Annotated in this window: 24 protein-coding genes and 1 pseudogene; 11 read left to right on the top strand and 14 right to left on the bottom strand. The window is 55.1% G+C overall.

The window, feature by feature from the left end; genetic code table 11:
- The first annotated feature begins 299 nt into the window (after positions 1-299).
- From B8P98_RS21050 to B8P98_RS21015, 8 genes are all read left to right on the top strand, one after another.
- Positions 300-1,220: a Kdo(2)-lipid IV(A) acyltransferase gene (locus tag B8P98_RS21050; protein ID WP_095033393.1), complete on the top strand. Its 921-nt coding sequence runs from the start codon at positions 300-302 to the stop codon at positions 1,218-1,220.
- A 100-nt stretch (positions 1,221-1,320) separates the two neighbouring features.
- Positions 1,321-1,593 carry a YdgH/BhsA/McbA family protein gene (locus B8P98_RS21045; protein WP_095033392.1) on the top strand — a complete coding sequence of 91 codons (273 nt, stop codon included), beginning with the start codon at positions 1,321-1,323 and terminating at the stop codon, positions 1,591-1,593.
- 291 nt (positions 1,594-1,884) lie between these two features.
- On the top strand, positions 1,885-3,465 hold the full coding sequence (gene cadC, locus B8P98_RS21040; RefSeq protein ID WP_080924876.1) for a lysine decarboxylation/transport transcriptional activator CadC: 1,581 nt from the start codon (positions 1,885-1,887) through the stop codon (positions 3,463-3,465).
- A gap of 365 nt (positions 3,466-3,830) precedes the next feature.
- Entirely contained in the window at positions 3,831-5,165 is a 1,335-nt protein-coding gene (gene cadB, locus B8P98_RS21035) for a cadaverine/lysine antiporter (RefSeq protein WP_087806314.1), read from the top strand.
- Between the two features lie 82 nt (positions 5,166-5,247).
- On the top strand, positions 5,248-7,395 hold the full coding sequence (cadA, locus tag B8P98_RS21030) for a lysine decarboxylase CadA (protein ID WP_061155471.1): 2,148 nt from the start codon (positions 5,248-5,250) through the stop codon (positions 7,393-7,395).
- 60 nt (positions 7,396-7,455) lie between these two features.
- Positions 7,456-8,931, top strand: a complete 1,476-nt coding sequence (dtpD, locus tag B8P98_RS21025) for a dipeptide permease DtpD (protein WP_025714892.1) — start codon at positions 7,456-7,458, stop codon at positions 8,929-8,931.
- A 331-nt stretch (positions 8,932-9,262) separates the two neighbouring features.
- A complete protein-coding gene (gene lysS / locus B8P98_RS21020) occupies positions 9,263-10,780 on the top strand; it encodes a lysine--tRNA ligase (RefSeq protein WP_004202393.1) in 1,518 nt (505 codons plus the stop codon).
- A 157-nt stretch (positions 10,781-10,937) separates the two neighbouring features.
- Entirely contained in the window at positions 10,938-11,369 is a 432-nt protein-coding gene (locus B8P98_RS21015; RefSeq protein ID WP_087806312.1) for a cell envelope integrity TolA C-terminal domain-containing protein, read from the top strand.
- 44 nt (positions 11,370-11,413) lie between these two features.
- Here the strand turns inward: B8P98_RS21015 and B8P98_RS21010 are convergent, their stop codons facing one another.
- Entirely contained in the window at positions 11,414-11,839 is a 426-nt protein-coding gene (locus B8P98_RS21010) for a hypothetical protein (RefSeq protein ID WP_025714890.1), read from the bottom strand.
- 571 nt (positions 11,840-12,410) lie between these two features.
- Between B8P98_RS21010 and B8P98_RS21005 the strand changes: the two are divergent.
- Positions 12,411-12,953, top strand: a pseudogene (locus B8P98_RS21005) (IolE/MocC family protein); the annotation flags it as partial.
- Positions 12,954-13,027: 74 nt separating this feature from the next.
- Here B8P98_RS21005 and B8P98_RS21000 read toward each other — a convergent pair.
- Entirely contained in the window at positions 13,028-13,609 is a 582-nt protein-coding gene (locus B8P98_RS21000; protein WP_006686032.1) for a recombinase family protein, read from the bottom strand.
- Here B8P98_RS21000 and B8P98_RS20995 point away from each other — a divergent pair.
- Positions 13,599-14,042 (top strand): gp53-like domain-containing protein, encoded by a 444-nt coding sequence (locus B8P98_RS20995; protein ID WP_032195634.1) that lies wholly within the window; start codon positions 13,599-13,601, stop codon positions 14,040-14,042. The genes B8P98_RS21000 and B8P98_RS20995 overlap by 11 nt on opposite strands.
- 2 nt (positions 14,043-14,044) lie before the next feature.
- A complete protein-coding gene (locus B8P98_RS20990; protein ID WP_032195635.1) occupies positions 14,045-14,476 on the top strand; it encodes a tail fiber assembly protein in 432 nt (143 codons plus the stop codon).
- On the opposite strand, the gene B8P98_RS20985 is transcribed toward B8P98_RS20990, so the two are convergent.
- The 12 genes from B8P98_RS20985 to B8P98_RS20930 all read right to left on the bottom strand — a co-directional run bounded on the left by B8P98_RS20985 (position 14,457) and on the right by B8P98_RS20930 (position 23,609).
- Positions 14,457-14,639, bottom strand: coding sequence for a hypothetical protein (locus tag B8P98_RS20985; protein ID WP_050485498.1), 183 nt, complete (start codon positions 14,637-14,639; stop codon positions 14,457-14,459). The two genes, B8P98_RS20990 and B8P98_RS20985, sit on opposite strands and share 20 nt — an antisense overlap.
- Positions 14,639-15,799: a glycine-rich domain-containing protein gene (locus tag B8P98_RS31935; protein WP_323807387.1), complete on the bottom strand. Its 1,161-nt coding sequence runs from the start codon at positions 15,797-15,799 to the stop codon at positions 14,639-14,641. The genes B8P98_RS20985 and B8P98_RS31935 overlap by 1 nt, the downstream gene beginning before the upstream one ends.
- Positions 15,800-15,801: 2 nt before the next feature.
- Positions 15,802-16,380: a phage tail protein I gene (locus B8P98_RS20975; protein ID WP_006687313.1), complete on the bottom strand. Its 579-nt coding sequence runs from the start codon at positions 16,378-16,380 to the stop codon at positions 15,802-15,804.
- Positions 16,373-17,476, bottom strand: coding sequence for a baseplate assembly protein (locus tag B8P98_RS20970; RefSeq protein WP_032195637.1), 1,104 nt, complete (start codon positions 17,474-17,476; stop codon positions 16,373-16,375). Before B8P98_RS20970 ends, B8P98_RS20975 begins: the two co-directional genes overlap by 8 nt.
- On the bottom strand, positions 17,467-17,814 hold the full coding sequence (locus B8P98_RS20965) for a GPW/gp25 family protein (RefSeq protein ID WP_000859115.1): 348 nt from the start codon (positions 17,812-17,814) through the stop codon (positions 17,467-17,469). Before B8P98_RS20965 ends, B8P98_RS20970 begins: the two co-directional genes overlap by 10 nt.
- 54 nt (positions 17,815-17,868) lie before the next feature.
- Entirely contained in the window at positions 17,869-18,381 is a 513-nt protein-coding gene (locus B8P98_RS20960; RefSeq protein WP_006687308.1) for a phage baseplate assembly protein V, read from the bottom strand.
- A complete protein-coding gene (locus tag B8P98_RS20955; protein WP_032195639.1) occupies positions 18,381-19,550 on the bottom strand; it encodes a phage late control D family protein in 1,170 nt (389 codons plus the stop codon). Before B8P98_RS20955 ends, B8P98_RS20960 begins: the two co-directional genes overlap by 1 nt.
- Positions 19,538-19,750, bottom strand: a complete 213-nt coding sequence (locus tag B8P98_RS20950) for a tail protein X (RefSeq protein WP_021544461.1) — start codon at positions 19,748-19,750, stop codon at positions 19,538-19,540. The genes B8P98_RS20955 and B8P98_RS20950 overlap by 13 nt, the downstream gene beginning before the upstream one ends.
- A complete protein-coding gene (locus B8P98_RS20945) occupies positions 19,750-20,634 on the bottom strand; it encodes a phage tail protein (RefSeq protein ID WP_006687304.1) in 885 nt (294 codons plus the stop codon). The genes B8P98_RS20950 and B8P98_RS20945 overlap by 1 nt, the downstream gene beginning before the upstream one ends.
- Positions 20,634-23,099 carry a phage tail tape measure protein gene (locus tag B8P98_RS20940; protein WP_006687302.1) on the bottom strand — a complete coding sequence of 822 codons (2,466 nt, stop codon included), beginning with the start codon at positions 23,097-23,099 and terminating at the stop codon, positions 20,634-20,636. Before B8P98_RS20940 ends, B8P98_RS20945 begins: the two co-directional genes overlap by 1 nt.
- Positions 23,100-23,191: 92 nt before the next feature.
- On the bottom strand, positions 23,192-23,329 hold the full coding sequence (locus B8P98_RS20935; RefSeq protein ID WP_095032859.1) for a GpE family phage tail protein: 138 nt from the start codon (positions 23,327-23,329) through the stop codon (positions 23,192-23,194).
- Entirely contained in the window at positions 23,295-23,609 is a 315-nt protein-coding gene (locus B8P98_RS20930) for a phage tail assembly protein (protein ID WP_000084225.1), read from the bottom strand. Before B8P98_RS20930 ends, B8P98_RS20935 begins: the two co-directional genes overlap by 35 nt.
- Positions 23,610-23,646 lie beyond the last annotated feature (37 nt).

Below are 23,646 nucleotides of genomic sequence, written 5' to 3'. Positions count from 1 at the left end.
GAACAAAAGGGAGAGGAATGAAGGAAGGCGGAAAATGAACTGGCGATTTTATCGACAATCGGCCGCGTTGTAGAGGTCCGGTTTATTTATTTATGCATTAAACAGGAAATTTTACGCGTTGCGTCTAATAATAGAGTAGTCCCCAGCGTAAGGGCTGAATTTATCCTGGAATCGGCTTATAATAACGCGCTTTGTGACTGAGTATTACCGCACGAATTGGAAAAATACTACATGCAGGATCCGCTACTTTATTTCGCGGTTTTTGCTCAGCTATTATTGAGTGAATTAACAGGATTATTATGTCAAATTTACCCAAATTTTCCCGCGCGCTGTTGCACCCGCGTTACTGGCTGTTGTGGCTGGGAATTGGCTTTTTGTGGCTGCTGGTGCAATTACCGTATCCGGTGATCTATCGCCTGGGGACTCGGCTCGGGCGGCTGGCGATGCGGGTGATGAAAAGCCGCGCGCGGATTGCCAGACGTAATCTCGAACTCTGCTTTCCCGAGATGAGCGCCGCCGACCGCGAGGCGCTGCTGGTGAAAAACTTTGAATCGCTGGGCATGGGGCTGATGGAGACCGGCATGGCCTGGTTCTGGCCGACGCACCGGGTGGCGCGCTGGACCGAGACCAGCGGCGTTAACGAGGTGGTGGAGCTTCTGGAGGAAAAGCAGGGCATCTTGCTGATCGGCATCCATTTCTTGACTCTCGAAATGGGGGCCCGGATGTATGGCATGTTTACCCCCGGGATAGGCGTTTACCGGCCCAACGATAACCCGCTGATTGACTGGCTGCAGACCTGGGGACGCTTGCGCTCTAACAAGACCATGCTGGATCGAAAAAATCTGAAAGGGATGGTCAGGGCGCTAAAAGAGGGGGAGATCCTCTGGTACGCGCCGGATCATGATTACGGTCCGGCCAGCAGCGTCTTTGCGCCGCTGTTTGCCGTCGAGCAGGCGGCGACCACCACCGGCACCTGGATGCTGGCGAAAATGTCCGGGGCGACAATTGTGCCATTTGTTCCGCGGCGCAAGCCCAACGGCATGGGGTATGAATTGATCTCTTTAACGCCGGAGCGCACCCCGCCGCTGGCGAGCGCTGAGGTTACGGCGGCCTGGATGAACCAGATAATTGAAAAATGCATCCTGATGGCACCCGAGCAATATATGTGGCTGCACCGGCGCTTTAAGACCCGCCCGGAAGGGGTTCCACCGCGTTACTGAACGCCTCGACCAAAAAATAAGCGCATCGGTAGCACGCTCAGTAAATCGCCGTCTATACTGAAAGAGCCTGACTGAAGGCTAATTCCAAGGAGATTGCAGGATGAAAAAAGTGATAGTCGCGTTAGCCCTTTCCGCCGTTGCATTTGACGCGTCCGCCGCGCAGTTGATCACCAAAGAAGAAGTGAAACACTTCAAACTGACCAAGGTCGGGCCGATCTCGGTGGGGCCGTCCGGCGGCGAATTCTCTTCGCCTTCCGATCTGCACGATCAGCTCTCCAAGCTGGCCGATGAGAAAGGCGGAAAGTACTACGTGATCACCGCTGCGCGTGAGCATGGCCCAAACTTTGAAGCCACAGCGGAAGTGTATAAATAACCTTTTTTAAAGCGTGCCATAGCGGCGCGCGACGCAATGAGCCTGGAGCGCGTTAAGCCTCCGGGCTTCTTTTTTTCCTGCGATCGGGATTGCCATTGGCAATGGCAACAGCGAAAACGCGTTTTTATCGCTATAGATAAATTTCATGAACACGATGTTAATGAAATATTGCTTTTTTCATCACTAAAAAGCGGATTCCGACCTAATGCCTGAGGGAGTGACCCCTGGCAAAAATAGGTAGGACAAATGTGTTATCATCGCGCCTTTCCCTTTTTGTCTGGGGCTTTTTGTATGCTACAACCTGTTGTTCGCGTCGGTGAATGGCTGGTAACCCCCTCTGTAAACCAAATCAGCAGGAAGGGGCGCCAGCTTACCCTTGAACCGCGTTTAATCGATCTTCTGGTCTTTTTTGCCCGTCATCCGGGGGAAGTGCTAAGCCGGGACGAGCTTATCGAAAACGTCTGGACCCGGAACGTTGTGACCAGCCACGTCGTCACGCAGAGTATTTCTGAACTGCGCAAGTCGCTCAAAGACGGCGACGACGTGAGCCTTGAGTACATCGCGACGGTACCCAAACGGGGGTATAAACTCACGGTGCCGGTGATCTGGTGCACCGAAGAGGGAGAGGAACTCGCCCCGCAGGGGGAGACGCAGGCGGCTGCGCCGTCGACCGCGATCCCCGCGCCACCGGCTGCCGGCGGGCCGCCAGAAGCCCCCGACTCCACCGCCGATCTTACCGCGCCGGTGACAGCGCCGGCGGCGGCGCCCGCTGTCGCCAGCGCGCCGTCAGCCCGCAAACGCCTCACCACCGCCCTGGTGTGGGGGCTGTTCCTGTTGGCGCTGGGCACCTGCGTGGCGCTGGTGGCGCTGTCGAGCATGGAGTCGCGGCCGCCGGTCAACAAGGCGCGCCTGCTGCTCAATCCGCGCGATATCGATATCCACCTGGTGAATGGTAATTCCTGCGCCAACTGGTCGTCGCAGCACTCCTACGCCGTTGGGCTGGCCAGCCTGATCACCACCTCGCTGAACACCTTCTCGACCTTTATGGTGCATGACAAAACGGACTACAACATCAATGAGCCGAGCAGCTCCGGGAAAACGCTGACCATCGAGTTCGTCAATCAGCGCCACTATCGGGCGCAGCAGTGCTTTATGTCGGTCCAGCTGGTGGACAATGCCGACAGCTCGACGATGCTGGATAAACGCTACTTTGTGACCAACGATAACCAGCTCACCATCCAGAACGATCTGATGAACAGCCTGTCGGATGCCCTGGCGCAGCCGTGGCCGGCGCGGATGCAGGCGATGCTCAGGCAATATCAGCCTTCGCAGAGCGTGGCGTTAACCTATTTCTACCAGTCGCACCAGCTGTTAATGAAGGGCGATGTCGATTCATTAAGTAAAGCCAGTAGCCTGCTGGATGATGTGATTAAGCGGGCGCCGGATTTTATTTACGCCTATGCCGAAAAAACGCTGGTGGATGTATTACGCCATTCGCAACAGCCGCTGGACGATAAACAGCTGGCGGCCCTCTACAGTGAAGTTGAGCGGGTAGGGGAGATGCCGGGTATTAAAGACATGGCGATTTATTATCAAATAAAAGCGGTGGATTCGTTGGGTAGGGGTAAAGTCGATGAAGCGAATACCGCGATTAACAGCGCGATTGATTTAGAGATGTCGTGGCTGAATTATGTGCTGTTAGGCAAAGTCTATGAGATGAAAGGAGAGAACCGACTGGCTGCCGATTCTTACATCACTGCGTTTAATTTACGTCCTGGCGAAGATACCCTGTACTGGATTGAAAACGGTGTTTTCCAGACGTCAGTTAATCGGGTGGTACCGTATCTCGACAATTTTCTCTCTTCAGAATAAGTAAACCCTCATCATGCGCAAGGTTTTGGGCATGATGAGGTTAAATTTATGTTTCTCATGAAGTCTCCTGTTGTTATTTGTATTTAGCATTCAGGAGGCTTTAAATAACACTTCAGTAACACTCACGCCTTCATCTAACTCCATGTAATTAAACGATGTTTATCTTTTTCTGATACCCTGCTGTCATGTTTATATGTTAAGCGAAAAAGGTCAAAATATCATTTGTCTGATGTTTGTTGTTATTTCACTTTATCTTTAGGGCTTATCTCGTACAAATCAGTAATCTTGTTGGCAGTTGGTCGGGTCAATTAATGGTTCTGTATCATGATCTGTACCTCCCAAATAAACTTAGGAGAAAAACAACCATGAGTTCTGCCAAGAAGATCGGGCTATTTGCCTGTACCGGTGTCGTCGCCGGTAATATGATGGGGAGCGGTATTGCATTATTACCTGCGAACCTGGCCAGCATCGGTGGTATTGCCATTTGGGGCTGGGTAATTTCAATTATTGGTGCAATGTCGCTGGCTTATGTTTATGCCCGACTGGCGACTAAAAACCCGCAGCAGGGCGGCCCTATTGCCTACGCTGGGGAAATATCTCCGGCATTCGGTTTCCAGACTGGTGTCCTTTATTATCATGCAAACTGGATTGGTAACCTGGCCATCGGGATTACCGCCGTTTCTTATCTCTCTACGTTCTTCCCAATTTTAAATAACCCAGTGCCAGCAGGTATTGCCTGTATTGCCATCGTGTGGATCTTTACTTTCGTTAATATGCTCGGCGGGACCTGGGTCAGCCGTCTGACCACCATTGGTCTGGTACTGGTGCTTATTCCGGTAGTCATGACTGCGGTTGTCGGCTGGCACTGGTTTGATGTCGCTACCTATCAGGCGAACTGGAACACCTCCAGCACCACCGATAGCCACGCGGTCATCAAAAGTATCCTGCTCTGCCTGTGGGCCTTCGTTGGCGTAGAATCCGCTGCCGTGAGTACCGGGATGGTGAAAAACCCGAAACGTACCGTACCGCTGGCAACCATGCTGGGTACTGCGATGGCCGGTATCGTCTATATCGCCGCGACTCAGGTTATCGCCGGGATGTATCCTGCTTCTCAGATGGCTGCATCCGGTGCGCCGTTCGCGATTAGCGCCTCTACCATCCTCGGCGGCTGGGCTGCGCCGATGGTATCCGCTTTCACCGCCTTCGCTTGCCTGACTTCTCTGGGCTCGTGGATGATGCTGGTTGGCCAGGCCGGTGTACGTGCCGCCAACGACGGCAACTTCCCGAAAGTGTATGGCGAAGTTGATAGCAACGGTATCCCGAAAAAAGGCCTGCTGCTGGCCGCAGTGAAAATGACCGCGCTGATGGTGCTGATTACCCTGATGAACTCCGCCGGTGGTAAAGCCTCTGACCTGTTCGGCGAACTGACCGGTATCGCGGTACTGCTGACCATGCTGCCTTACTTCTACTCCTGTGTTGACCTGATTCGTTTCGAAGGCATCAACATCCGTAACTTTGTTAGCCTGATTTGTTCGGTACTGGGTTGCGTGTTCTGCTTCATCGCGCTGATGGGCGCAAGCTCCTTCGAACTGGCCGGCACCTTCATCGTTAGCCTGATTATCCTGATGTTCTACGGTCGCAAAATGCACCAGCGCCAGAACAACGCATCAGATAACAACAGCCCCGCTAACGCGCACTAATCAGTAACCCGTTTTCCTGAGGCTCCTTCCATCACCTGTCATCACGCGACGGGAGGGGCTTTCTACATCTGGAGATTTGACTATGAACGTTATTGCAATCATGAATCACATGGGTGTTTACTTCAAAGAAGAACCCATCCGTGAACTGCATCGTGCTCTCGAACGCCTGGACTTCCGTATTGTCTACCCGAACGACCGTGACGACTTATTAAAACTGATCGAAAACAACTCTCGTCTGTGCGGCGTGATCTTCGACTGGGATAAATACAATCTCGAACTGTGCGAAGAAATCAGCAAAATGAACGAGTACATGCCGCTGTACGCGTTCGCTAACACCTACTCTACCCTGGACGTTAGCCTCAACGATCTGCGCATGCAGGTTCGCTTCTTCGAATATGCGCTGGGCGCCGCGGAAGATATCGCGAACAAAATCAAACAGAACACTGACGAATATATCGACACCATTCTGCCGCCGCTGACCAAAGCGCTGTTCAAATATGTCCGTGAAGGCAAATACACCTTCTGCACCCCAGGGCACATGGGCGGTACCGCGTTCCAGAAAAGCCCGGTAGGCAGCATCTTCTATGATTTCTTTGGCCCGAACACCATGAAATCCGATATCTCCATTTCGGTTTCTGAACTGGGTTCTCTGCTGGACCACAGCGGCCCGCACAAAGAAGCGGAAGAGTATATCGCTCGCGTCTTTAACGCAGAACGCAGCTACATGGTCACCAACGGCACTTCTACCGCTAACAAAATCGTCGGCATGTACTCCGCGCCGGCCGGTAGCACCGTGCTGATCGACCGTAACTGCCACAAATCGCTGACTCACCTGATGATGATGAGCGACATTACGCCGATCTACTTCCGTCCGACCCGTAACGCCTACGGTATCCTCGGCGGCATCCCGCAGAGCGAGTTCCAGCACGCGACTATCGCCAAGCGCGTGAAAGAGACCCCGAATGCGACCTGGCCGGTACACGCGGTGATCACCAACTCAACCTATGATGGTCTGCTGTATAACACTGACTTCATCAAGAAAACCCTGGATGTGAAATCCATCCACTTTGACTCCGCATGGGTGCCTTACACCAACTTCTCGCCGATCTATGAAGGCAAATGCGGGATGAGCGGCGGCCGCGTCGAAGGGAAAGTGATCTACGAAACCCAGTCCACGCATAAACTGCTGGCGGCGTTCTCCCAGGCGTCGATGATCCACGTGAAAGGCGACGTAAATGAAGAGACCTTCAACGAAGCCTACATGATGCACACCACCACTTCCCCGCACTACGGGATCGTGGCCTCCACCGAAACCGCGGCAGCAATGATGAAAGGCAACGCCGGTAAGCGCCTGATCGACGGCTCTATCGAACGTTCCATCAAGTTCCGTAAAGAGATCAAACGCCTGAAAGGCGAGTCTGACGGCTGGTTCTTCGATGTATGGCAGCCGGAACATATCGATGGCGCTGAATGCTGGCCGCTGCGTTCCGACAGCGCATGGCACGGTTTCAAAAACATCGATAACGAGCACATGTACCTCGACCCGATCAAAGTCACGCTGCTGACGCCGGGGATGAAGAAAGACGGCACCATGGATGACTTCGGGATTCCGGCAAGCATCGTGGCGAAATATCTCGACGAACACGGCATCGTGGTAGAGAAAACCGGTCCGTACAACCTGCTGTTCCTGTTCAGCATCGGTATCGACAAAACCAAAGCGCTGAGCCTGCTGCGTGCGCTGACCGACTTCAAACGCGCGTTCGACCTGAACCTGCGGGTGAAAAACATGCTGCCGTCGCTGTACCGTGAAGATCCTGAATTCTATGAAAACATGCGTATTCAGGACCTGGCGCAGAACATTCACAAACTGGTTGAGCATCACAACCTGCCGGACCTGATGTTCCGCGCGTTTGAAGTGCTGCCATCCATGGTGATGACCCCGTATGCCGCGTTCCAGAAAGAGCTGCACGGTCAGACGGAAGAGGTTTACCTCGAAGAGATGGTCGGCCGTGTCAACGCCAACATGATCCTGCCGTATCCTCCGGGAGTTCCGCTGGTCATGCCGGGTGAAATGATCACCGAAGAAAGCCGCCCGGTACTGGAGTTCCTGCAGATGCTGTGCGAAATCGGCGCCCACTACCCGGGCTTCGAAACCGATATCCACGGGGCATACCGTCAGGCGGATGGTCGTTACACCGTTAAAGTGCTGAAAGAAGAAAACAACAAGTAATAGACGCACACCAGGGAAGTGGCTTGCCACTTCCCTTTTTTCACGCTGCAAGGAGAACCTATGAAAACACCCTCACAGCCGCGCGCGATTTACTACATCGTAGCGATCCAGATCTGGGAGTACTTCAGCTTTTACGGCATGCGCGCCTTACTCATCCTTTACCTCACCCACCAGCTTGGCTTTGACGACAGCCACGCCATCAGTCTGTTCAGCGCCTACGCATCTTTAGTTTACGTTACCCCTATTCTCGGCGGCTGGCTTGCCGACCGCCTGCTCGGCAACCGCACGGCGGTGATTGCCGGGGCGCTGTTAATGACCCTCGGCCACGTGGTGCTGGGCGTCGAGTCGACCTCCGCATGGAGTCTGTACGTCGCGCTGGCGATCATCATCTGCGGCTACGGCCTGTTCAAATCCAATATCAGCTGCCTGCTCGGCGAACTGTACGCTCACGACGACCCGCGTCGCGACGGCGGTTTCTCGCTGCTGTACGCCGCCGGCAACGTCGGGTCGATCGCCGCGCCCATCGCCTGCGGACTGGCGGCGCAGTGGTACGGCTGGCATATCGGCTTCGCCCTGGCGGGGATCGGTATGTTTATCGGCCTGATGATTTTCTTAAGCGGCAGTCGCCATTTCCGGCATACCCGCGGCGTCGATAAACCGGCGCTGCGGGCAGTGAAATTCGTACTGCCGACCTGGGGCTGGCTGCTGGTGATGCTGTGCCTGGCGCCGGTGTTCTTCACGCTGCTCCTGCAAAACAACTGGTCCGGCTATCTGCTGGCGATCGTCTGCCTGTTCGCCGCCCAGATGGTGGCGCGGATCATGATCAAAGCCCCGGAGCATCGTCGCGCGCTGTGGCAGATCGTCCTGCTGATGCTCGCCGGAACGCTGTTCTGGGTGCTGGCGCAGCAGGGCGGCAGCTCAATTAGCCTGTTTATCGACCACTTCGTCAATCGTCGCCTGCTGAACTGGGACGTGCCGACCGCGCTGTTCCAGTCGGTTAACGCGGTGGCGGTGATGGCGGCTGGCGTGGTGCTGGCGTGGCTGATGCGCCCGGAAGGCAGCGTGCGTTCGGTGCTGCGTGTCTGGCTGAAATTCGCCTTCGGCCTGCTGCTGATGGGCGGCGGCTTTATGCTGCTGGCGCTCAATGCCCGCCACGGCGCCGCTGACGGCCAGGCCTCGATGGGCATGATGGTCGCCGGGCTGGCGATGATGGGCTTTGCCGAACTGTTTATCGACCCGGTGGCGATGGCGCAAATCACCCGTCTGAACATGCCCGGCGTCACCGGCGTATTAACCGGCATTTATATGCTGGCCACCGGCGCGGTGGCCAACTGGCTGGCGGGCGTGGTCGCCCAACAAACCACCGAATCGCAAATCAGCGACACGGCGATTGCCGCCTATCAGCATTTCTTCTCGCAGATGGGCGAATGGACCCTCGGCTGCGTGGCGGTGATGGTCATTATCGCCTTTGCCGCGGCCTGTAGCGTCGGCAAACGCCGTGCGGCTGCCGGTGAAGTTCCCGGCGGCGGCGCCTGACGCTCGTCCCGGCTGGTGGCGTAAACGCTTTATCCGGGCCGCGATTCGTCGCCCCGGTAAGCGCAGCGCGACCGGGGGCATGACATCAACAGCGGAGCGCGAAGTCGCTCCTTGCACAGCGTAGTGAACAGGAGGAGGATATTCTGGCAGGCGCGGAAGCCAACGATAAAAAATACCGTTAGTGAAGGCATAGCTGAGTGAGATCAGCTTGAAGTGAAGCCAGAGTCGTTACTCTTGTTCTTCGGCGTCAGGCCGGGAGCAGGCCGCGCGGAAGGGTGACCTGGTTCAATTTATCGAAGCTAGTTTGAAAGCAAGGTTATGAGGAATCCATATGTCTGAACAACAAGCACAAGGTGCCGATGAGGCCATTGACCTTAATAATGAACTGAAAACTCGTCGCGAAAAACTGGCTGCGCTGCGTGAGCAGGGCGTAGCCTTCCCCAACGACTTCCGTCGCGATCACACCTCTGACCAATTGCACGCTGAATTCGATGCGAAGGACAACGATGAACTCGCTTCCCTGAACGTTGAGGTTGCGGTGGCCGGCCGGATGATGACCCGCCGCGTGATGGGCAAAGCCTCCTTCGTCACCCTCCAGGACGTCGGCGGCCGCATTCAGCTGTACGTCGCGCGCGATGATCTGCCGGAAGGCGTCTACAACGAACAGTTTAAAAAATGGGACCTCGGCGACATCATCGCCGCCCGCGGCAAACTGTTCAAAACGCAAACCGGCGAACTCTCGATCCACTGCACCGAGCTGCGTTTGCTGACCAAAGCCCTGCGCCCGCTGCCGGATAAATTCCACGGCCTGCAGGATCAGGAGGTCCGCTATCGCCAGCGTTATCTGGATCTGATCGCCAACGAAGAGTCGCGTCATACGTTCCGTATCCGTTCGCAGATCCTCGCCACCATGCGTCAGTTCATGGTGGCCCGCGGCTTTATGGAAGTGGAAACCCCGATGATGCAGGTGATCCCTGGCGGCGCGTCCGCCCGTCCGTTTATCACCCATCACAACGCCCTGGATCTGGATATGTACCTGCGCATCGCGCCGGAACTGTATCTGAAACGTCTGGTGGTCGGCGGTTTCGAACGCGTGTTTGAAATCAACCGTAACTTCCGTAATGAAGGGATCTCCGTACGCCATAACCCAGAGTTCACCATGATGGAACTGTATATGGCGTATGCGGATTACAAAGACCTGATCGAACTGACCGAGTCGCTGTTCCGCACCCTGGCGCAGACGGTGCTGGGCAAAACCGAAGTGCCGTATGGCGACCAGGTGTTTGACTTTGGCAAGCCGTTTGAAAAACTGACCATGCGCGAAGCGATCAAGAAACACCGTCCGGAAACCAACATGGCGGATCTGGATAACTTCGACGCAGCGAAAGCGCTGGCGGAATCTCTCGGTATTCAGGTAGAGAAAAGCTGGGGTCTGGGGCGTATCGTCACCGAAATCTTCGATGAAGTGGCGGAAGCACACCTGATCCAGCCAACCTTTATCACCGAATACCCGGCGGAAGTTTCCCCGCTGGCGCGCCGCAACGACGTCAACCCGGAAATCACTGACCGCTTCGAATTCTTCATCGGCGGCCGCGAAATCGGTAACGGTTTCAGCGAGCTGAACGATGCCGAAGACCAGGCGCAGCGCTTCCAGGATCAGGTGAACGCCAAAGCGGCGGGCGATGACGAAGCGATGTTCTACGACGAAGACTACGTGACCGCCCTCGAGTACGGCCTGCCGCCGACCGCCGGTCTGGGTATCGGTATCGACCGCATGGTGATGCTGTTTACCAACAGCCATACTATCCGCGACGTGATCCTCTTCCCGGCCATGCGTCCGCAGAAGTAATCCGTTACACGCTCTCCCGGCCTGCGCCGGGAGGGCCTGTGTGCATTATTTCCTTCCTGTCGTTTTCCCTGCTTTATGAACCGCTAACCGCTATTTATCGGGATGTTTTGCCGTGGCCAGACGCGCGACAATAGGGGCCATTTCGCAAGGAGACGCTATGAGCAAATTCGGTATTGCCCTCATGACCGCGGCGGCTATTAGCCTGCTGAGCGGCTGCCAGGCAGCGAAGGAGAAGCATCCGACGCAGGAGGAACTGATCCGCCAGATGCAGCAGCGGGCCGCGGCCCCGGATACGCACCCACTGCCGCCGGGCAAAGCCACGCAGGAGCAACTGATGCGCTACGCCTTCGCGCTCAGAGAGGCGGTTATGGTTCAATTGCCCAACAGCGCGCGCTACCAGGGGAAAATATGCTCCGTGCGGCTGTCGCTTAACCGCAGTGCAAAACTGACCGGACTGCAGCAGGAGGGGGGCGATCCGGCGTTCTGCGCGGTAGTGAGCGATGCGGTACTGCGCACAACCTTCCCGCCTTTTGCCAGCGAAGGGGTCTACCAGATCTTTAACCATCCGCTACTGGATTTTAAGCCTTAGCGCACCCGGCTTTCCGCCCCCGCCGGCCGGCAGGGGCGATGCGATTACAATACTTTTTGCAACGTGCCGCGCTGGCTGCCGTTTTTCCAGACGCCGTTAAAGGCGTCGTTGAGGGTAAACGCTGAGTTTTGCACCCGGAAGGTCAATTTGCCCTGGCTGGCTTTCGCGTCCTCAACCAGATGGCCGCGGGTTTTCACCGTTTTAGCGGTGACGACAATCTCATCAATTTTATTGCCATACTCCGTATAAACATACCAGGTGCCCACCCAAGGGCCGAAGCCGCTGCTGGCGTGCTGCGCGGCGGCGGCATTCTCAGCTTTGGATTTATGAATATCGCAGGTGGTCCCGTCGGTCATCTGCGTGCAGCCGGAACGTTCAAGCTGTTCCCGGTATTTCGCGCTAATGGCATGGGCCGGCGCGGCGGCGATCAGCGTCAGGGTCAGGGTGGTGAAAAGCCAGGTCTTATTCATCTTCTTGTTTCTCATCGCGATAGCGGCGTGCAGGGTCAAAGAGAGTGATATACATCGTTGTATTCTCCCGTTGGCGTCATAATAAAATAACCTCAGCCCTTCCTGAAAATAATAAACAGGACGCTGAAGGGTTATTTATTGGTAAAACATCAAGGCCGAATGCTTATTTTACAGGCCGACCTTCCCGCTGCTTGTCATATTATTGCAGAGAGAATGTTAATTATTTGATGTTTTAAAAGTGGTTATTTGTCATTCAGGCAAATAACAGCAGGCCTGGCCTGGGTGCACGGCAAAAGCCCGCGCCGGTGCGGTGTTGAGTTTTTTTCATATTGCTATCATCATATTTCGAATGAAAGGGATAACCTCGAAAGCGGGTTATTAAGCCAGTAATTTTTATCCGCAAAATAAGCCGGCGGCAAGCATTATTTCCATTTATTTTTCAGGGTTACCTGAAATAGCGAATATACCGCCAGCGTAATGATGGATTTCCATCATTTCTCCGTTTTCATCGTCGGTCGTCGCCTGCTTATAGTGACGCCAGACAAGACCACAGAGTGGAAAGGAGAACAAGATGGCGACAGAGCATCTGCAGTGGGGCGTAAGCCCCCTGTGCTGGACTAACGATGTGCTGGAAGATTTAGGCGGTGATATTCCCCTGGATACCTGCCTGCGCGAGGCGCGGGAGGCGGGCTATCAGGGCATTGAATTAGGACGGAAATTTCCCCGCCAGGCAGAGAAGCTGGGCCCGCTGCTGGCGGCGGCCGACCTGCGCCTGGCGTCCGGCTGGTACAGCGGCTTGCTGGCCGACCGCAGCGTGGAAGCGGAGCTGGAGGCGGTGCGGGAGCACGCGCAACTCCTCCGGCAGCTCGGCGCGAGGGTGATGGTTTACGGCGAGTGCGGGCAACTGCCGGGTGAAACCCCGCTTGATGAGCCTATTTCACTCTCGCCGCCGTTAAGCCGTGTCAGCCTGGCGGCGTATTGCCACAAGCTAAATACCTTTGCCGACCTGCTGCTGCGCGACTATGGCCTCCGGCTGGCCTATCACCATCATCTGATGATGCTGGTGGAGCACGATGACGAGCTGGAGCGGTTTCTGTCCCATACCCATGATGATGCGCCGCGCGATAAATGCGCCCATTTCCGTGAGATAAATGGCATCGCTGCGGCGTTTCAATATTCGCAAAAGAATTACATTCCTACTGCGTTATCCTTCCTCTGACCATCCACCGGAAAGTATCGGTAAAGCGTCGATAACCCTACACCATAGATAATGGCCAACTGCTGGCGGGTGTGCCCCTTCGCCAATAGCCGCCCAATCTGCTCTCGTTCATGCAGTTTTAATGCGTTGGGCCTTCCACCTACGCGTCCTTGTGCTCTGGCTGCTGCCAGCCCGGCCACTGTTCGTTCGACGATTAGCTCGCGTTCCATCTCCGCCAGTGCCGACATCACGTGGAAAAAGAAGCGCCCCATGGAAGTGCTGGTATCAATACTGTCTGTTAAAGAGCGGAAGTGGGCACCGCGTTCATGTAACTCTGATATCAGTGCGATCAGGTTCTTAACGCTGCGCCCCAGCCTGTCCAGTTTCCACACGACCAGGGTGTCTCCGCTATTAACGCACTTTAAAGCGCGTTTCAGACCGGGACGGCTGGCAACTTTTCCACTCATACGGTCTTCAAAAATGCGGTCACAGTTTGCACTTATGAGTGCATTACGCTGTAAATCGCTGTTCTGGTCGATTGTTGATACGCGGATATAACCAATGACGGCCATCAATTCTCCTCCTCTATGTCGCGGTGGGAGGATTTTTACAGATTTCACTATGTGTAACTGCTTTTCCAAAAACCTTGGTTTGGGAGAAGCGGCGAAAAGGGATGTGGGCACAGGAGATAATCAGATACCGGATATGGGAGCATTCGCTTCTGGTTCGGGATGGTTCAGGCTACCAGGTGGATATATTGTTCAGTTTGGCACTTTTGCAGGAAACACGACCCGCTTTATCAGTGGACACTTCCCTATACCATTCCCTAATCAGCCGATGGTTTCAGTCAGTGTTATGTCTGATGCCGTTCAGTCAGACCCGTCGATTCCTGCCCCGCAGGTTTTGTCTGTAAATTTTGAACATATCAGTAATTCAGCGTGGCGTGTGGCAACCAGTGATATCTCACAGCAATACAGATTCAGTTATATTTCGATAGGACGGTAGAAATGCAGAAATATATTTTCAGTGCCGATAAAAATGCGTTTTTCCCTGTGGAGCTTAAAATCGCTTATCAGGAATCCGGCGAATGGCCCGATGATGGAATCGAAATTGACGACACTGTTGCTGCCGAATTTATGAAGGAAGCACCAGAAGGAAAATACAGAGGTGTCATCGACGGAATGCCTGCATGGATTGATATTCCACCGCCAACTCATGAGGAACAAATTGCCGCAGCCGAACTGAAAAAGCAGCAATTGATTAATCAGGTCAACGAATACATAAACAGTAAGCAATGGCCTGGTAAAGCGGCGATTGGTCGCCTGAAAGGTGAGGAACTGGTGCAATATAATTTGTGGCTGGATTATCTGGACGCACTGGAGCTGGTCGATACTTCCGGTGCGCCAGATATTGAATGGCCTACGCCTCCTGCGGAGTAATTTCTGGCGGAGGGGCAAATGCCTCTCCGTCATATGTCCAGTCGATACCAGCCGATATGTCGTCAATATTCACAGTAATATAATCATCGAAAATGTCTCCAGTGCCATCCCATACAACAACATTTTCAACGACGCCATTTTTAACTAGCGCATAATTACTCATTATGCCAGCTCCTCAATGATTACGATTCCCGGGCGTCCCGCTGCGCCTGATTTAGCTGGTTGGGATGAGCCATTCGAACAGCCGGATGCTCCAGAACCATAGCCCCCACCGGGATTTGCCGGGTCATTAATTGCAGGAATCGATCCGCCTACCCCAAATATACTATTTGAACCACGCGAGCCAGCGGCATAGCTATATGTAACAGCTACGGCTGGTTCTGCCCCTGCTCCAGATGAGCCGACAATATTCCACCCAGTCGGGCCATCGCTGTTAGTATTGGCCACGGGCTGAAATGGTGGGTTTGCCGGGCCGGCGGGTAATCCAACTTTCCCGCCGGGCGATGAAATAAACGAACCAACTGAGCTAGCTCCGCCGTCAGCGCCGTATATTGAATCCGCCGTTCCTCCTGCACCGCCTGAACCGATGACGACTGACGCCGTTGTTATTGACGATACGTCATAAATGCCCTCAGCATATGCCCCTGCGCCGCCCCCGTTACTCACGGAAACCTCGTTACTACCCGTTGCCGGTGCAGCTGAACTGCCGCCCCCCCCACCGAGACATTTAATTCGCCATTTTTTTGCGCCTGGCGTTTTTGTCACTGTCCCGCTGGCAGTGAATACCTGTATTTTTAGCAGCCTACCAACGTATCCGCTCGCATCTCCCAAACCAAGGTTTTTGACAAAGAGCGCCGGGTCAGGAATATCTGCGCCGTTCTGGTCTTTGGCCAGCTTCTCCGCCAGTTTGTTAAGCACCGTGGTCGCAAAATTCGGATCGTTACCGAGGGCATCCGCCAGCTCTTTAAGCGTATCCAGCGTCTCAGGGGCGCTGCCTGCAAGCGCTGCAAGTGCTTTGGCCACAAACTCAGTCGTCGCCAGCTTCTTGCTGTTATCGCTATTTGCAGGCGTGGGCGCTGTTGGCGTGCCGGTGAATGTCGGGCTGGCTTTCGGTGCGTACTGGGTATGCGGGTCTGCTGCCGCGATGTGTTTCGCAAGATCAGAACCGCCTTTTTCAACCTGTTGCTTCAGGTACAGCGTGCGGCTGGCCAGTTGTTTACCCTGACGGTTAGAAATTCCGTCAGGCCCACCCAGAACGGGGTCAGAGACCTCAATCTGGTAGATGCCTTCTTCCCACTGCGGGGTTTCAGGTAGGTTTGCCATAATTAACTGCTCCCGTGGTTATAGCTACCGTCATAGTTGACGGTGTTGTTGTAGCGAATGGCGACAGACTGATACTCAAGGCTCGCCAGATGGCAGCGGGCCGGAGCAAAGGCAGCGAGCGTCTGGCGTAAAAGTGCTGCCTGATCGTTAGTAATGGGCTGCTGAAGGATGACGCGATAGACCGCCCAGGCTTCTGCATCGCCATGGACGAAAAGCCCGTTGTACGTGTGTTTGCCGTCGTAGCCAATCTGGCCAGTGCCTTCAATCAGATCCACTTCGCCGAAGCCGAAACGGCGGATAATTTCCCGGATTGACCACGGCGTCCCTTTATAGCGGTGCAGCTCGATAGCAGATTTGATAAGCATGCGGCGTACATCGTCCGATTCCGCCAGCTCCCAGCCATCGCCAAACAGCGAGAACTGCTCGCCCAGCCATGGCAGCGCGGAACTGTCGACGATATCGACGAGATAGACCATCAGTACGCTCAGGTCGATGTTATCCAGCCGCCCGGCCAGTTTTCCCAGCGTTCTGAGGCTGATATCACCCTCAAGCGGCGGCGGGAGTTGTAGCGGCTCAGCCATCGGACACCCCGGTCATGTTAAGAGTGATCGCCGTGCAGTTTGCCCATTCGTTTTCTGCCACCACCTTCAGCACCGGTGTCACCAGTTCGACCTGGTAGACCCCGGCAACGGACAGCACGCTGATAATCTGGCTGGGGACAATATCGCGCCCCAGCGTGGCGGTACGGGACGCTACCCAGTTCTGTATGGCGCTGTTGGCGTTGTCCTTTATAGAGTTAGCATCCTGGTCACGATAGATAGTGATGTTGGCTTCAATGGCGTAATCCACCTGCACAGGTGTTTTAGCCCGCACGGTATCAGTGAGCGGCCTGACTTTTTCGTCCGAGCATAAACTCTCTACAAGCGTAAGGATGCTGTCGTCCGGCAAGCCGGTGCTGAGCAGCGGATACAGTTCTACAGTGCCGGGAACCGGGGAAAGCACGGCAACATCGACAATATTGGGATGGGCCTGCATGGCATGAAAGCGGTATGCCATACGGCTTCCGGCGTTGGTGAATGATTCCGGGGCCAGTTTGATACGCTCGCGGAGCCTGTCATTGTCTTCCTGCTCAGAACCGCCAGAACTGGCCGCCATATTGGTCACCTGCAGGTCGACGTTATCAATCTCATCGAGCAACTGACGGACCTGCGCAGGCTGCCAGCCGTTGCCTGCGGCTCCCGGCTCGGTACAGGTGGCCGTGGCATTGACAAGCAGCAATCCGGCTTTCAGCACTACGTCCGTATCGGTTGCAAAAATAATGCTGTCGGAAGCGCTGACGCGGGTACCTGCCGGAATCAGCACATCAATGGCCAGTTCCTCATCCACGGAGAACTGGAGCGTGGTGGTGGCAGGCTGCGCGGCCAGTCGGTATACACCAACCAGTTCACCGAGGTAATCAATCATCGGCTCACGGGCAAAGGCGACCAGATTCTGTTTGGCCGCTTCCTGCGCCGCCACCCTGACCAGCATTTCGCGGTATGCCCACAGGTCAATCAACAGGCGCTCAGCCTGAGCGGGGTATAGCGTCTTGCCAGTTGCGGCTTCGTACTGTGCAATCATTTCAGCCGTGATTTTGTCAGCATCACGTTCAATAAAATCGGGTTCTGTCAGCGCCATAGCAACTCCTGAGTCCGGGGTTGTCCGTCAGAGCCTTTCCAGCTCACCCGGAGCGTAAGATGTTCGCCGTCGACGGCGGGTTTAACCGACATAAGCTGGCAGCGAGGCTCCCAGCGGCGAATGGCATCGACGGATTCGCGCACCACATGCGGAATAGCCCGGTCAATAGGCCAGTCGATATAAAGGTGCAGATTGCTGCCGAACTCCGGGCGATGCGGGTCGCTGCCGCGAGGAGTACGCAGGATGATTTGAATGGCCTGCCAGATATCATCCAGCCCCCGGACGATTTCGCCAGGGGCCTGCAGAGCCGGTTGCCAGAATACTGAGGTTGTTTTCATGGGGGCAGTATTGCCCCTGTGCGGGAACGCCGATATTAAAGGCGTTTAAGAAGGTCAGTGGGAATGGTGATTAGAGTTCGGGCCGTCAGAGAGCATGCTGCCTGTCGAGTGGGCATTGCCGTTGATTTCAAGGTTGCCGTTCACCGTGGTGGTGTCAGCGGTCAAATCAATGGTTTTCCCCTTCAGGCTGATACCCACTGCAACCTCGATCACCACATGCTCGATACCACCTTTGACTGTCAGCGTATGGGTCGCACGGTTATAGCTGAACTCTGCGCCATCCGCGTATTTCGTGCCCCGGACATGTTTGTCGCTGAACGGCGGTTTATCGACTTCTGAGTACACCGCGCCCAGAATGACACCATCCTCGCCGTTGGCATCGAGCAGCACTTCAACCTGCTCCCCCACGTCAGGGAGCCAGTAATCCTTGTTATCCTGGGTATTGCGCTGCAGCACGTTAAGCCAGTTAGTGCGCAGGTTATCGCATTCCGGCAGACGAACGCGGGCCTGAACCTTGTCGGCATCGACGGCGCTGACCGTACCGACCTGACGAGTGACGCCTGTCATTATTTTTTCTCCTTTATTACCGTGGACGTGCTGCCGTCCGGTTTATAGACGGTCAGCGTCTGGGTTTTTCCGGTCTTTTTACCTTTCTTCGCTTTGCCCTGCGTAACCGGCCCTCGTGCCACTTCCAGTTCGGTGATGTAGCCGCTGTTACGGTCAAACGCATGGCGGGCAGTAGTTATCAGCCATGGCCCGGATAACTGACCAAAACCCACCAGTTCAATTTTGTTGCCTGCAGTCAACTGAGGCGTCCCCATCAGCGTCAGCGAGCCGTTCTGCTGGTATTCGTTATGCCTGGCCAGCGCCGAATCTGCTTTAATCCGGGCGCTGTCCGGATCACTGACGCGGCTGTTGACCTTCAGTGAGTCGGCACTGGTGACCTTACCGCCTTTGGTTTGTTTGTCGCTTTCGCTGGTACCGCCATCAGCTTCATAAACGATCAGCTTTTTATCGCTGCTCTTCTGGTGTTTTACCTTCGCGGATTTGTAGACGCGGTTGATGGTGTCACGCAGGGAAAAGCTGTCCACATCCTGCGGCTTTAACTGCCTGATCGGCTCCTGACCGCGTAACGTGGCAAGATGAGAAAAAACCAGCTGGTCGCTGACCACTTTCACGGCATAACCATACTCGCTGGCCAGTCGGCGCAGGAAGCCCACGTCCGTTTCAGCATACTGGGTCACCCGGTCAATTTTGATGGACTCAATACTGCCAACCAGCTTCAGCTGATGCTTTTTGGCAATCCGTCCGGCGATGGCCGCCAGCGTGGTGCTCTCGAAACCACGACTGGATTTTGTCCGCAGGGCGTTGTTGACCGACGTGGCCACGCCCCGGATAGCGACAACGGACGCGGGCGAACTCACCTCGATCTCGTCTATAGAGAACGTACCGCAGGACAGCAGCTTCTCGCCCTGATAACCCATTTTCAGCGTCAGCGTGTCACCCTTGCCCGGATACCACTTATCCAGCCAGCGGCCATCGGTGTCGTCCAGTTCCACCTCAATGGTATCGGACTCGCTTTTGATGTTATCGCTGTAGGTTACGCGGGTGACATAGGGGGCGATATCGGTGGTGATGTTCTTCTGCAGATACCATAGCGTGAACACCGGACTCAGAACATCGCTGACGCCGGTTAACGCTGATGCGGCTTGTGCAGGGCTGTTTATCTCAGCCATGGGGCAATATCCTCTTCTGTACTGGCTTCTTCAGCCTCGATAACCGGAATCAGTAACAACAGCCCGGAGGGCAGCACCGGCGTGATGGCCACGTGTGGATTGGCGGCAATTATCCGGGGATAGCCCAGCGGGTCGCCGTAGTACTGCCATGCGAGAGAGTCCCAGCGCTCTCCGTCACGGGTGACATGTTCAAGAAACATCACACACTCCTCGCCAGAATTTTGGCTGCCATGGTGCTTAACCCCGGCGACATACGGGTGAAGGTGGTGCTGGCGGAGTTAAGCTGCCCGGAAACGGCATCCAGCGCCGCTGCGATATTGCTGCCGTCCACGCCGCTCAGTGAAGACTGTGCCTGTTGTACATACGTGGCCGCATCACTGGTGGCTCTGGCCAGACTGATGGCATCAGGCATGGATTCAGAAAGCGCATTAAATGCCGGAACGCTTTGACCCAACGCCCCGGACACGTTGCCCAGCCCGCTCATCAACCCCGGTACGCGGGTCAGTGCAACGGCGGGGTTATCCTTCATTTTCTGCGCCACCCGAACGGCACTGATGGTGGTCTGGAGAACAGACTGCGCCTGTTTGGCGTAGTTGACGCCGTCGCGGACGTACTGCGCTACCCCGGAAGGTGAAGGAACGGCACCGGAGACCGCCCCGACGCCGGGAACCTGCGTGCGTATTGCGGGTGGCTGTAGCGGGTTTTTCGGGTCGCCGATGTACTCCCGGAGAGACGCGGTGGCATTGACGGCCAGCACGTTGCCGGTGCTGTCGGTCTGCTCGCTGGTCGCAGTAACATCGGTAATCACGAACCAGCCGCGATAGTCACCGTTGCCGAAGACCAGCGCCAGCGCTTGATGGGCCTTCATGGCCGTTCGCAGTCTCGCCAGCTCCACGTCGGGCACACAATAGTGCTGATGGAAGACCAGGCTTATCTGGATTTCGTCCAGCTTATCGCCAACGAACTGCAGGCCGGGCTTACCCTCGATACGGGGATGCTCCGCATAATCGACGCCGAACGTGACCTCGAAGCCGTCCCAGTAGGTAATCAGTTCAAACTCAATATCACCCAATACTGCAAACATCAGCTGTACCTCCTGCGTTGTTGCTGAGCCAGCAGACGCTCCAGCATTTTCTCCAGCTCATGCAGGCTCATATTCAGTACGCCGGTCAACCCGTCAGGCGCTGCGGTTTCTTTGCCATTGAGGAAAAACTGAGGATTAAAGCTGACCTGGATACCGCCAGATGTTCCGCTGCCAGTTGCAGCTGCGCCACGACCTGAATATCCCGCCGCCATGATTTCCGGCGACGGGATACGGGGAACATCCGGTGTCATTTCAGTGGCCAGACGCTGCCCGGCCAGTGCAGCAAGTGGTGTGGTGCGCTGCAGGCCGATAGCGGCCCCCTGCGCAATGTTGTCACCAAAGCCTATAAACACACGGCTCGGCGAATGAATGCCCAGCTTTTCCTTAAACCAGCCGCCAACACTGTCGCCCATGTCTGTGACGGTAGTTTTGAGCGACTCCCATTTGTTTTTGATGCCGTTTATTAACCCGTCGATAAGATGGCCACCGAAGTCGGTGAACTTCGCTGGCAGATCAACACCGAGGTATTTCAGCGCAGCCGCAAAGGCTTTATAGAGCAGACCAACCGGCGACCAGTTAATCAGCAGCTTACCAATCCCCACGACACCGCCATTAAACGCCTCTTTAATGTCAGCCCAGCGCTGTTTAAACCAGCTACTGACTGCGCCCCAGTTGCGATAAATAAGGTAAGCTGCTGCCGCGACGGCGGTGATGGCGAGACCAATGGGATTCATCAGCAGCGCCCGGCCAATCCAGAGAACGGCCCGCCCGGCGATCATAATGCCGCGAACCAGCCCACCTGACAGCACACCACCCAGTGTTCTGGCTCCTCTGGCGACGGCGCTGAAGCCGGTCACCAGCCAGCGGAGCTTACCGCCTTCACCGAGTGCAAGCGACAGTCGAAGCCAGTTGGCCCGCAGTAAAACGGCATTTTTCCAGACGTTAACAAAGGGGGAAATAAGGAGATTCAGCCCCAGCTTGAGACCGATAGTGGCCATCTTGAAAGCGAGTAATGCTCCTACAACCTTTATGGTGCCGCTGACGATTTGCGGGTTTGCCGCTATCCATTTGCCGACACTGTCCATTAAAGGAATAAAAGTCTCACCCAGTTGGATCAAGGCCGGGCGTAGTGACTCACCAATGCTGATGGCTGCCTCGTTAAAACCAATCTGAGTTCTGCGCCAACGACCTTCGAGCGTATTATTTTGTTTTGCAGCATCCTTATCCAGCGTAGACATTGCTGACGGGGTATTCATTTCCTGCTTGCTGGAAAGGTATTTATCCCAGCCCTGACGCATTGACAGTAAATGGTTAACGGTCTGAATATCAGTGAAGACTTCTGCCAGACCAAATGACTCCATTAGCTTCTGCTGGCCTTCCTGATCGCCTCTTGAGCCTGCTGCTTTCCATTGCTGTAAAAACGCCTTACCTTTACCGTCGATAAAACGGTTGGCAATCATCAGTGAGGCTTCATACTGTGAGAAGCCCTGAGCGACGTAATTCTGCATTGACCCCTGGTAATCCACCCCGGCTTTAGCATATTTCTGGATGGTATCTCCGCGCCCCATCGCCGCCAGCCAGTTTGACATATTGGTGACGGCCTCTTCCGCTGAGCCGCTGCCTTTACCAACTTCCAGACTGGCGACGATCTGGGTAATCGCATCTTTTCCATAAATACCACGAGCAGCGAAGGCTTTAGCCATACCGGGTAATGCTTTTGCCATATCCTTCAGCTCAAATGACCCAAGTTTGGCTCCTGTTGCCGCAATACCAAATGCCTGTTCAAGTTCTTTCGCATCAGTGATTCTGAGTGCATCGCTGAAGGCATAAGTCATTTTGGCAAGGTCGGTCATATCGGCTTTGGTTGCTGTAGCGGTCTTTCCAAGCATCTCTGCAAACGTTGCTGCCCGTTCGGGGGCCATACCATCAGCAACTAATTGTCCGACTCCCCCTAACAGAGACTCCTGCAGTTGGTTAACCTTCAGCGAGGCCTGTCTGATAGCCAGGCCAATTGCACGTTCCTGCCTTGAATCCAGATCACCAGTGACACTGATATCCCGCAACTGCGATTCAAACGAGGCATATTGTTTGACTGAGGCCATGACCGGTGCACCCAGCGTTCGGGCGATGCCGTAAGTCTCTGCTCCCTGACCATAGAGCGCCATACGGTTGGACTTCAGCGCATCACTGGTGGCCGACACCGCCGACAGACGGCGCTGCTGGCGCTCAATTTGCTCCATTGTGCGGCTTACCCGCAGCAGGTCGCTGTTGAGGCGCTGCATCCGGGAAGAACCCAACTGACCATAGCGTTCTGTTGCACGGGTTAAGGCGTTTTGGCGTTCCTGCAGGCGGCGCGATGTATCGCCCAGGGAATCAAGGGCGCGTCGGGTACCGCTGACGGCTGAGCGGAAGCTACTCCCGACAATGCCGCCAATAATGACGCCGACTGAAAATTCACTGGCCACGGTGGTTATCCTCTGAAAGCGGAAAAACGGAAGGAAAATGTCTGAGAGCCATGCAGAACAGCCGCGAGTAGCGGCTGTTAAGTGATGAGGAGTTAATGATTATCGCCGAACTCGCTTCTGATTTGCACTTCAGCCTGCTCCAGCCACATCTCCAGATCGTCAGTATCGAGGGCATCAATCTCCCCCGGCTGAAATCTAAACCACCTCGCCAGCAGCCCCTGCGCCTGCATCAGCGTTTTCGTCGCTCTTGCCCAGCCCAGTGACTTGCTGAAATCGTTTCTGCAGCTCCATGTAGTCGGCAAGATCCATATTATCGAGGTCTTCCGGAAGAATACCGGTGCTACGGGCAATCAGCGGCTCGTCCCAGTCAGCCGGGTCTTTACTGATTTTGCGCACCTGCTTCAGGTCTTTGACCGTCAGGCGTTTCAGTTCAACCTGCTCAACTCTGGTGCCAGCAGCGGTGGTGAAGGGGTAAGACAGCTTAAAAGTATCGGATTGGGTTTGTGACATGATCGTGCTCCTGTGTAAGTTCAGAGCAGTATGTCTG

It is taken from the genome of Klebsiella quasivariicola, from assembly GCF_002269255.1.
Classification (GTDB): Bacteria; Pseudomonadota; Gammaproteobacteria; order Enterobacterales; family Enterobacteriaceae; genus Klebsiella; species Klebsiella quasivariicola.
This window is presented reverse-complemented; position numbering and strand designations above follow the sequence as displayed.